This window comes from Photobacterium sp. GB-72 (assembly GCF_003026095.1).
Classification (GTDB): domain Bacteria; phylum Pseudomonadota; class Gammaproteobacteria; order Enterobacterales; family Vibrionaceae; genus Photobacterium.
Map to the genome: position 1 here is coordinate 17,923 of NZ_PYNV01000005.1, position 12,563 is coordinate 30,485.

Sequence of the window (12,563 nt, forward strand, 5' to 3'; positions counted from 1 at the left end):
ATTAATGTGATTTAATCAACGGTTACTGAGAAGTGACTGATAACTTTATCACCAGGCTCAAGTGTTCCGATGGTATAAGTAACACCAGAACCACTAACTCCTTGAGTTATGGTACCTGCTGTATGGCTTGTAGCATCAGGGTTACATAGAGGACCTAAGTTATCTGACGTTAATGAATATGTACCAGCACCAAATAACACAGGAGTAGTTATTGAGTTACGACATGACTTAAGCTCACCAACATTTGCACCTGTAAGATCGAGGAACGTGGTGTATTCGGTTAACTCGTCCGTTACAACTACATTAAGTGCATCATCTGTACCTTCATTCACTGCAACAAGCTTCCAAATAATACATTGACCAGGCTCGACAAGCGTAGAATGTCTTTGTTGGAATCCACCATCGCTATCTGGAATCGAGTCGCAATTTGCGTCAAGATCTACATATTTGTACAAGCGTAGCTGACCTGCAATAACTTCTGAGTTATCTTCAGCCTGTGCGGTAATAGTTGGAGCAGAAACGACGACAGCAGTAAGTGTTGTCTTATTCACAGTACCCGCAGTTGCATTAGTTGGGGCAAATACCGTATTCAATAGAGGAATACTTTCACCCGGTTCTAACTGGATATTTGGCTGTAAATCAGTACCGTCACTTGCGTCACATTGCACTTCAACAGCAATTGGAGCACCACCATCCATTGGCACAACATTAATGGTTCTATCACCTGTATCACACAAGTTACCAATCTCAATAGGTTGGCCCGTATCGTTATCTAATATAGTTAACGTATTATCAAAGCCATCTGCTGCTTTATCGTTAGCAGAATCTAATGTGATGTATTCTCTTGTGTTACCAGTGTTAGATAGGAAGTGTTCATATGCAATACCACCACCAGCTTCAATTTGGTTTGACAGTGTAGTAGGCGTGTAATCAATGCTCGCAATCGTACGAATATCAATTGCTTCTACTTTAATGTCTGTCGCACCAGAACCTGCTGAGGTTACTTGGATATAAATAATGTAATCATTATCGCCATCACTATTTGCATCTATTGCACTTGCTTGCTCACCAGCAGCAAACGGTAACGCGGAATCATTTGCTTGTGCACGAGCATAGATTGGATCCAGTGGAACGGTTATTTCTGCCGTTAATACTTGTGTGCCATTGGCTGGAATAGGAGGTGTGGTCGTAATGACAGTATTAGTACCAAGAACATCTACAGTACCATCTGAATCGGTATCGATACCTGCATCTTTAAACACAATAGTCCAGTTTGTTGGCATATCCGCAAGCCAAGCTGTACCAGCTACGTCATAACTACCGCCAGTGGTTAGTGTGAATGAATCAGGACTGCCTCCTTCGTTCGTAATATATACTGTCGTTGTCAACGTTTGACCAAGTTCTGCATCATTAAATACAGTGGCGATATCAGCAGGATCTAATGTGCCATCTGTTACATCGACAGGATCCACATTGGTTGTAGGATTTGGCGTAATTTGTTGGTTTGCCACATCAACCGTTGGTGGTGATACCGTAGTCAAACTTTCAGTTTTCGATGCTGAAATTGTTGGATCATTTGTAGACGTAATGGTTGTTGTTGCATTAAATGGTGCAGTTGAATTATGAGCATCTGGTGGTAAGCGAACAACAACACGTATTAGCATTTCATTACAGTTCAACGTTATTCCATCTTCAGTTCTTGCTGCATCGGCAAGTAAACCTGAATTTAAACACGTTGCGGATGGGACAGGTCCAGTATCAGGAATACTATTGCTGTTGTTATCGACTAACTGAGCAGTACCTGTTGCATTCCAATAACTAAACGTTGTGCCAGCAGGGAAACTGTTACCTGGGTCACCTGGTGCTGGTGTGGTAACATCGAACATATCAATTTTGTTACCGTTGTTCGCCACTTTGTTATAAAGGAAGAACTCGCTGCCAGTCGGTGCTGTCGTGATAGTTTGAGTATCATCAACAGTGTTATCGTCATCACCACCTAAACCACTTGTACTTGTTGTCCCCGTATCGGACACATCAACACCTGTGGTTGTTTCTGTGACGACTTCTGTTGGATTTGAAGTACTTGGTGGAGGACTTGTTGGATCAGCACACTCACCCGTATCTACTGTATCACCATCACCGTTTAAATCTGAACAGGCATATGCACTGTTTCGAACGACCACATCACCATCAACTATCGCTGGTGAATAAGCAACATAGAAGGTCATTGACACAGAGGTGAAAGAGGGTAATTCGGCATCGACAGCGTATAAACCCGGAATATTATCATCTATTGCATCACCATCAGAGTTGACATCAGTACCGCCTGCAATAAGGCTCTCACCACTTGCCTCTGTTGAACCATCTTGGTCTAAGTCGACGCCATGACTCGTTTCGTCAACAATATTTGCAGCATAAGTGGTCGTTGTATCACCATATGCAGCAAAGAGACCATCAGATATCGGGTTATATTGTGTCAATGTCGCTTGGCCTTGAATAATGGCAGTATTAGCTGGCTGACCATCAAAAATAGTCACATTATCAGCGTTTGTATTACCATTGTTCGCTACCGTTACAACATACTCAATTAACTCTACTGGATGGTCAGTGGTTGCATCATTATCCAGATCCAAGCCAAATGAACTTTCTGTATAACCTAGACCCGTTAAGTGAGTTGACGCCTTATTGATATCAATTACAGCATTATTAGTTACTGTAATTACATCGGCGTTAGTACCGTTAGCAGAGTCATTATTTGTACCTACATCAGTTACAGAATCTGTAACTGGAGTACTAACTGCACCCCCAGCATTATGCGCTTCAGCCGTTAAGGTAATCCCTAAGGTATCACTCATATTCGCTGTTGCAGGTACACCCACACCAACGATCAAGTTCATTGTTTCACCAGCGAGTAATGTAATGGTATCGCCGCTTGTGAATTCTGTTTCACCTGCATCTGGTGTACCATTTGTGTTAGCGTCATCAAACAGTTTTAATGTCACTGAATCTATGGTGTCGGTACGACCATCTCCTGCAGGTAAACCATCAGCAAAGGTCAATGTATAAACATCTTGACCATTACCGGTGTTAGTCACCACGTGAGGGATGTAAATGGTAGAACCTGGAGCTGCAGATACATCGTTATCTGTTTCGATTGTTGCACTATAGATTTGTTGTACCGTTACAACTGATTCGTTCGAAGAGGCTCTGTATGTATTACCAGCGGCATCTTCATACGTTACGGTTGCTAAGTTTTTAATATCAGTTCCGGCTGCCGTGGCTGCAAGGGCTTGACTAGACAAAGCACCTGCACCTACTGATATTAAACCCGCAGCAAACCACGTCATTATGGGTTTTAGTTGCGTATTCATGTAGTATTTACCTTTTAGGTGTTAATTGATCTTCGTATTACTTAGCTAATCCCTTGCATCCGCACGGGCCTCAACTTTGATTATTTAACCTCGATACGATAGGTGTATATCTGTTGCTCTGATGCTTTAATTGGACTTTCAGGAATCCAACGCACATCGGTATATTTCTCTGGTGGTATAATGACCTCCACTTTTTTACCATCTTTCATTATTTCGCGTTTAACGGGCTCAGTTTCGAAAGTGCTACCACCATCAATACTGACCAAGAATTTAGATGCAATAATGGTTTTACCGGTATTACCTACATATTGAGTATTTTCAGGGATTGGACCGGTAATAACTAAACCAGATAATGATTGATCACTATGATTTTTATAAACCAGTTGATATTCAACTGTATCTTTAGGTGAAACTTCATCAGCAGACTTTAATAACTCTTTACCATTTTTATCAACTTCTATTAAATAGGCATTCATTTGACTTGTTAGCGGTTGATTAGCAGAAGCAGAAAACGCAAGTGCTAAATTAAGTAAAAAAATTAATATTAAGTTTTTCATACTTACTCCATTTAAATATAAAAGACACAATGTCAGGAAAGCATCATGCTAATCGCATGCCAATAAATAAATCATTATTTTTCAGTTAATTAAATTAAAGTTAATATAATGGCTTCGCATATTGAGAATAATTACATTATTTTTATATATAAAATAACCTCCTGAAAAAAATTAATAGCTATATATAAATAATATTAGATAAACTGAATTTATTAATACCATTTTTAAGAAAAAATAATATTATTATTCAATAGAAACTTTGTATTTTAATGTGCCTATTTGTCCTGGTAATAAGTCGCCTGTAAGCGTCCACTGAATTTCACCTTGATATCCAACGGTATTAGTGCCGTGTGTTGTATTTACGACACAACTTAATTCAGAAGAAGAACAATTTACTGGTTCTGAGAGTTTCGTAAATGGTGGTGTATTCTCATAAATTACGATATCTCTTATTGGGCCTGTACCACTATTTCTATAAGTTATCTCATATTCAAGAATATCTCCGGGCTCACCATTATTAATTAATAATGGTGAGTTATCTTTCGATATATTATTAACTGTTAAAGATAAACTTAACTGACCAGAGCCTGCATACGTTATTTTAGTCGTATCTTCTACCACAACTTGTTTAGTTAATTGAGGAGAAACACCTGCTAATTCAACACTTGCATTTATTTTGTATGCATACTGAGTATTAAAATACGCATTCGCAGGAACAAAAACACGACTAATTAAACATACATCAGTCAAACCTGTATAAAGTATTGCTGAATTTAAAATAACTTTATTATCGATATTATTTATATTTCCATCACAATTTGTATCGTAATAAAGAGTAATATTCCAACCACTAGAGTCTGTGTACCTACTGTCTTTCTCAATGGTAAATGTAACATTCGCAGATGTTGCTAATTTAAAACGATGAGGGAATAAAACGGCTTTGTTTGGTTCAGTCTCTTTAAATAGATTTTCAGTCAACGATGGCATTGCGACTTTACCAAAATTTAGCCCTGCTACATCATCACCCGCAAAAGCATTCACTGACATTTGTCCATCTTGATTACTTGTACTAGTAACTTGACTTACACCTGTAATATTGGCTTCACTCACCGCAATCCATCTTGATTGAGGCACCACATTTAAAATTAAATTCTTACCTGAATAATCTACACCCAATACAAAACGGTAATATCCATCTCCGCGAGTCGTTTTGGTTGATATGATGTCACCAGTTGTAATACCTGCAACTCCACTGTCATTAAACGTTACCGTTACATCAAAATCACTGAGGCCACTTTCACCACTATCTTTAATGCCATCATGAGCCGTACCACTTGAAACACCATTATCATCAAATATGAATCCACTTAATACGATACGATTAAGTAATTCAAAGACGTGATCTTCTACTTCGCCATCATTCGCCTCTCCCGTCGGCGTATTACAATTTGATGGTGCAGAGCAGAACCTAATTCGCATCGTCGTTTCACCGCTATACCCATTAGCACTCGCGGCATCAAGATCAATAGAAACAGAATTGGCACCAGCATTAAAATAACTATCATTAACAATCTGCTCATTTGCATCGTCAAAGTCATAATCACGATTTAAGTCAACCCAAACATTCACATAGCCAGCCCCGACAAGAGGAACATCGATATTAGTTGGTGTTTCAACAATAATTGGTGAAGGAATAGAAAGCTCTTCATCATCCAATGCATGATAATTATCCCCCGTTGCCTGAGCGCTTACTTTCGCTTCAAACTCTGGATCGATATTTGTCCCTAATAAGAAGTCTCCAATACCATCAGGCACATTTGAGTTGTCTGTGTTATTTATATTATCAACGTATAAATGAGATGCGGTCGGGTATTGACTATCTCCATCACTGAAATCTTTTGACTGATAACACCCTGCAACATCAGAATTTACTTGGGAACTGGTATTCAATTCTTTTTGGAATGTCACAGCAGCGGTAGGCACATTAATTCTATAAACAGCTGATATATCTGAACTATCTATTGTATTATCATTATTCGTGTCATGATTACCACCATTGGTAAATACATACAAATTGGTCATATTATCCATCACCAACGCTTGTGTTTGTAAGTTACCACTTCCATCCACTGTCGGTGACGCCAATCCATTGAACTGTAATGAGGTTCGACTTACATCTCCTGATGTTGTTATTTGATATAAATACCCTGCCACAATATCTACGGCATAAATATGATGACGAATACTATCAACCGCAATATCATCGCCAGCAGAGATCCCTGTAATACCTCCCGTGAAGTTGAAATCAATGACTGACATCTCTTGCGTTGCAACATCGATCCTTATTATCGAGTGCCAAGCAGGGTTCCATACATATAAGTATTGGTTATCAGAAGACATCGCACCGGCAGTAGGACTAGCAAGAGCAGCTGTACTGAAAGGATTCCCTTTAGAAATAGCAACAGAGTTGCCATCAGATAGCTGAATATCAATATTGCTATCACCGTAAACATAACCTAAATCAACGACATTTGTAGCCGAGCGATCGGTAACAAAAAGATGCAACTCTTGCGTAGTCGTATTCTCAAACACGCCGTAAATGTAGCCATTGCTTGTATCAAAACCTATGGCATTAAGCCCAGAAATATTTGACTGATTAATCACCGTTAATGGTGATTCTATTGCTGTGGTATCTAAAGGATTATTAGCCAAGTTGAGTCGCTCAAAAATGTAATTTGAGCTAACAAAACGCGTTTGAAGTGCTGTGTCACAGGTACTATTACTTGATAAGGCATAAAACAGGAATCTATAGTCCTCTACTTCGCCAATATCCACAGTACTATCGATTCGATCACACGCACTTGAGTCACATACTCGAATCCTAAAGAAGGAATACCCATACGTAACATTGCTAGGAACTGAGACACTAAAGTTATTTATTCCATTATTAGCATTAGTACTGCTTATAACTTTCTCGCCAGAATCATCCCAATCACCATCACGATTAAAGTCAAACCAACCATATAGGTGAATAGGATTTGCTTGCGCCACAGTATCTGCATTGACGGTGACAGTCACATTAATGACTTCGCCAGCTGCGGCAAAAGGTACACCATCAATTTCAGAGACAGAGAAGGTGACGCCATCCTCATCATCCAAATTGGTAGCATCATCAGCAAGTGCTATAGGATTTTGATAACTGCCTAAATCTGTATCCCATTGAGCCCCTAATCGTAAATCAATTTCTCCATTATCGTCATCATCAGACTGAACATGTGCAGCGCCATTATTCGAATAAGTCGTTGTATAGTCACCGACTCCTGTTGATGCAGAAATATCCGGAGCGTCACCAAGATCGGGGCCCAACACAACTGGAGCTTTAGTAAAGCATGCTTTTTGTAGGTTCCATGCCGCTCCCGTACTACCAGAGAATCCGAATCGCACTTTATCTTGATTATTAAAGTGACTGACAAAATCAAAAGTAACGTTTCCTATCTCAACACCATCTAAATAATACCGGAAGTTATTCGTTGCAGGATCCCAATAAAACTGTGTGATGTGGTATCTGCCATCTTCTAGTTCACCGGTTAATGCTCCAGTCGCAGTAGGGCCACCAACCGCAACAGGATCCATCAATGTAATAGCATCATTACCCGAACTTAAATCACCATTTAGATAGACCGCGGTATGATCAATATAATTTGGCGTACCGCCAGCAGTACTCAGATCGTCATTGTAGCCATTACCTGCATTATCATAAGTGTCAAATTCAAAAATAACCGATGGACTTATTGGACCATCACCTCCAGGGCCAACACCTAGTAATCCCCCCCATGAACCGACGGCGTTGAAACCACGGGAATCCGTTGTCATGATAAAAGTCATGCCATCGGCACCGGCTTCTATTGTTCCAGTACCAGCATTACAGCCGCTGTTACATGATCTGTCTCCTAGGTAAACTGCCAATTCAAAATATTGCGGAACACCAAGATCAATGAGGTCGTAACTCCACAGATAACCACGCTGACTTATTGTTTCTTCGGTAATAATGTACTCGTTAGTTGCCGCATCGAGTTTAGCGTCCCCTCTTTCTTCAACCATGGGTGCTACACATATACTAGGCTGTACTGTTGTAACTACTGTTGGAGTTTCTGTGTCGCTATCATTTGAAGAAACAGTATCTTGTATTTTCGCAGAAAGCACCTCGCCCACAAGAGAAGCTGGCGATGTTGTTTTCGTAATAAACCTTAATGTCGCATAGTCATCAAAACCGACACCAACATTACCGAGATTTAATTGTTTAGTTGATTCATCATAAATACCTGGCGCCAATTCAGTTTGGCCATCACCTTGATAAGCTTTTATGAAAATATAATCATCAGGAATTGTCATTTGTAAGATAACATCACGCACAATAAATGAACTGTGGTTTCTGACAGACACAACAAGATTAAAAGGAATACCATTAGTGACTGTTTGACCAGGATCAAGTGCCAACTCTACTTCAATATCCCCTGTAGGCATCAAAGAAATGGCATGATCTTCAACCTCACCTGAAGCAGATAATAAACCTGTTGGCATGTCACAGTCTGAGCTGGTCACACAGGTTCTTAAACGGATGAAACTATCAACAGGCTGAACATGTGCAGGAACAGGGAGCGTTAATTGCACTGAACTTGCTGATGTTGAAATGGTAGAAGTAGATAGGGTTTCGTCAGAGAAGGTACCATCACCGTCAAAATCGATCCAAGCATAGATATGGCCAGAAGACGAAGCAGGCGTAACGGGAATATTAAAGGACAATGCGTTCAATGAACTATCAGCACTAGAAGAATCAAGATACCCATAAAATGTTGGCTTTGTTAACGCATGCTCATCATCTGAACCTGCATTATCATCACCGTCTGCACTCGTCGATGCAGCAGCTTCAGTTTCATGGTCGGAACTTCCACTACCAATTTGCGGTAAACCACCATTTGTTACGTCATGCATTGGCCCACCAGAAGCAAATAATGTGGCGTAACTATCTGGTGCATCAGCAAAGTCAGTTAAGAATTGAGCATTACGGCACATTGCAGCATCACTACCTATATTAGGATTTAATGCCGCGATATTATCTTTAACTAAGTATCCTGTAATCGACGTTGCAGAAGAGCTTGAAACAGGAAAACGCCAGATTTCTTCATTATTGTGGTCATACATATAAAGTACGCCCTGTGCATCAAAGAAAAGGCCTGTGACATTGCTTGGGGTATTTGAAGTAATTAACGACGATGTAACCGTATAATTAGAGAAATTAAAGGTTAAACGGTAAGCATCGTTATTATTACCCACAGCAAAGGCAACGTTACTATTGGTTGGATGAAATGCGATATCTTGGAAATTGATCGCACTCGATAAACTAGTGGTCCCTACCACTGACAAATAATTAGCACTTTTTGAATCAACATTAATGAAGCGAACATTTGACTGATCATCGATTACAACCAATATATCATCGTCACTGATATCACCTGCAACGTAATCCCTTGCAGAATCTAACCCAACATTCACGCTGAATATTTTATAACCAACCGAATCAACCGCAACTACGTGTTGAGTCGCTATATCTATACCAAATATTCTGTTCTGTTGAACACTAAAGCCAAACGCATCGTAATCATTATTACTTGAACTTGTTGCCGTTACAGATGCAGTAACGGGATACAATTTAGCAAAATAGCTATTTGCACCTGAAGAGAAACGATATGGGTTAACAAATGCCTCTGAAGGACAAGTTGAAAAAGCATTACCTAACAATTTATCGCCAAAATTAATCTCTTGATCTGAGGTAACAGTGCCTAATTCAACTTTGTTAGGCGAGGTTGAAATAAAGCCGCTACTGTCTCCTATCTCGCTAGAAGGAGAAGGAGGACAGGCTGACGTACCACTGGATGAGGTTTCATACACATCATAATCATTACCGAATGTAATATCGAAACTGTAAAGCCCATTGGCATCGGTTGATTCGTATTGACACGTATTAGTCGTTTTATCATGTAAGGTAATCAATACATTACTGATACCTGACTCTGCCCCACCACTCGGTGATTGGTCAGAGTTAACATCACTATAAACTTTTCCAGAAACAGTTAGTTGCTCACCAATAGTAATTGGATAATCTTCTACTTCTCCGTCAGTGGCAACAAGGTGACTAGGTGTAATATTGCCTTCTGGATATTGACACTCATCTTCAACAGAGCAAACCCTAAAACGTAAATAACTTGCTCCTAAACTTACAAAACATACGATTAACTGGTCAGTTAAAGTAACTTCTCTCACTCTTGATCCAGAAGAGAAGTCTTCTGTATGACGGAACCAGTTATCACTAGTATTGAATTCACCGTCTCTGTCAAAATCTATCCATGCATTGATATACGCTGTTGATAAAAAGTCATTGTCAGCGGTGACGGTAAACGTTATATCTTGTCTTGTACATTTAGGTAAATAGAAAGGACCGGCATATCCATCATCACTGCTGTCAGTAAATGAAGTCGTTGTACCATTATCGGCGTTCCAAATACTTCCTAATTTGATGTTAACCTGACCATCACCATCACTATCCGCTTTACGGTGCATAGGAACAGGGTCGCCATCTTGTGTCCATATCGAGGCATAATCACCCTGTGTTTTGGTGTAAGTATTAGTATCTGTGGCATCACCAAAGTCATATTCACTACTTTGGATGTTCATCCTTTTATCTTCAACTTCCCCATCATCAAGGTGGCCAGTAGCATTTAAACTACCACCTGATGGACATGAATCGGTTGAACATATTCTTGAACGAATAAATACATCACCCGTCGAATTGTAAAGTGGCACTCTGTAATTAAGAAAATATTTGTTGTAAGTGTCACTTGTTGTAGGTAACGCTCTTTGTTCAGCAAAAAGGACTTCGTCAGTGTCAAATGTCCCACTTTGATCCCAATCAATCCACGTTTTCATGATATAAGCAGTGGCAGGGTGACCGGAGTTAGTATCTATACCAGCAGTAAATGTTAGCTTAATCGCATCCCCTGCATAAACATTGGTAACTTCAGGTAAAGAGTTATCCGCTAATATTTGCTGAATTGAAATGCCATCTTCGTCATCTGTACCATTAGTATCATCCGCTGTTGCTGTAGCATTTTGCAGAGTTCCGCTGTCATCATCCCAATTGGTACCAAGACGAAAATCAACCACTCCATCTACATCAGTATCTGAAATTTTATGTGAAGGGCCACCACTACCGCTTGTTGTTTGATAATTACCTGCGCCAGTACCTGCACTGGTATCAGGAGCATCACCAAAATCTAATTTAGGTCCTTCAATTGAAATTTTATAATCTTCAACCTCACCACTTAATGCTCTGCCTTTCGGTACTTGGCAATCATAGGACTCCTCACCAATAATACCTCCTAAACAATTTCTTACCCTTAAATATGTTTCACCTAATACTGCTGTTTCTGGAACTGAAACAGCAACATTAATTGTTCTAATCGCTCCTTGCCCTGATTCTGTTAGTGAATGAGATATCGTACCGTAGTTAGTTAAGTCACCAGTGAAGTCATTATTGTTATCCCAATCAATAAACAACGCCCAATCAACTTCGCTCGCAGTAAAATAATTTAGCCTGTAAGTAATAGAAACATTAATTGTCTCACCCGCAACAAAAGTTGCTGGTAATGTCACACCATCTTCATCATCATTACCACAGCCACCAAAAGAAATGCCTGTAGCCCCACCGACCACTGCAGAATTATCATCGACATCAGCATTAGCATTACCTGTCATATACTCCTCAGAGTCCCAACAAGAGCCTAAAGTAAGAGCCGGTTCAGAATAATCATTTGACATAGAGGATCTGAAATGGTGCATAGGGCCATTTGACTCATCTGCAAAGTCCGCAACATTGGCATCAAATGGGGCATCACCTAAATCAAATGGTGAGCGTAAACTAATTTTATAATCTTCAATTTCTCCAGCAGGCTGCACGCCCGTCGAAGTTAAAATTTTCTGCCCCAGTGAATCGGTTGTATAAGTACATGATGAGTCGCAAACACGGACTCTCATATAAGTTTGAAGGGTATCTACATTATGTGAGTAAAATGGAATAGTGAATGCCTGAGAAACGGTATGTGGGCTTGAAGCGCTATCTAAGTCAGCAACGAGAACCGTTGTAAAATCACCTGTTTTTGTAAAATCGATACCAACTTCTAAGTGTTTATCTGTATCGGTATTTTCAAAGTGTACATCAACATAAAAAGTATAAGTATCACCTATCCATAAAGTTTGAGACACCCCAGGGTTATCCAAAACAAGAGTGTCTCCAGTACTATGTCTGTGTATTCGAATACTGCCTTCATTTTCATCACTTGTTGTACAATTATTGAGATAGCCTAAACTCGTGTCATCTGAATTAGCTAAACTATTTGGAGAAGATTCATCTTCTGCATCCCAACATGGACCAATACGTATATCCTGAACACCGTCATTATTTTCATCTTTAAATTGGTGGGCAGGACCATTTGAGGACAACATCGTTGCATAAGATGGCCATACAGTGGAATTATATTGTTGATCTGGCGCATCCCCCAAATCAACAGGCTCATACCCA

The 12,563-nt window shown here is 39.8% G+C and carries 3 protein-coding genes; all 3 read right to left on the minus strand.

Annotated features, from left to right (window positions below):
* Positions 1–11 precede the first annotated feature (11 nt).
* The 3 genes from C9J40_RS07940 to C9J40_RS07950 all read right to left on the minus strand — a co-directional run bounded on the left by C9J40_RS07940 (position 12) and on the right by C9J40_RS07950 (position 11,698).
* Positions 12–3,371: a hypothetical protein gene (locus C9J40_RS07940; RefSeq protein ID WP_233217690.1), complete on the minus strand. Its 3,360-nt coding sequence runs from the start codon at positions 3,369–3,371 to the stop codon at positions 12–14.
* Between the two features lie 80 nt (positions 3,372–3,451).
* Positions 3,452–3,928: a hypothetical protein gene (locus C9J40_RS07945; RefSeq protein ID WP_107206757.1), complete on the minus strand. Its 477-nt coding sequence runs from the start codon at positions 3,926–3,928 to the stop codon at positions 3,452–3,454.
* Positions 3,929–4,171: 243 nt separating this feature from the next.
* Complete coding sequence (locus C9J40_RS07950) at positions 4,172–11,698, minus strand: GEVED domain-containing protein (protein ID WP_369918875.1); 7,527 nt, start codon at positions 11,696–11,698, stop codon at positions 4,172–4,174.
* Positions 11,699–12,563: the final 865 nt, after the last annotated feature.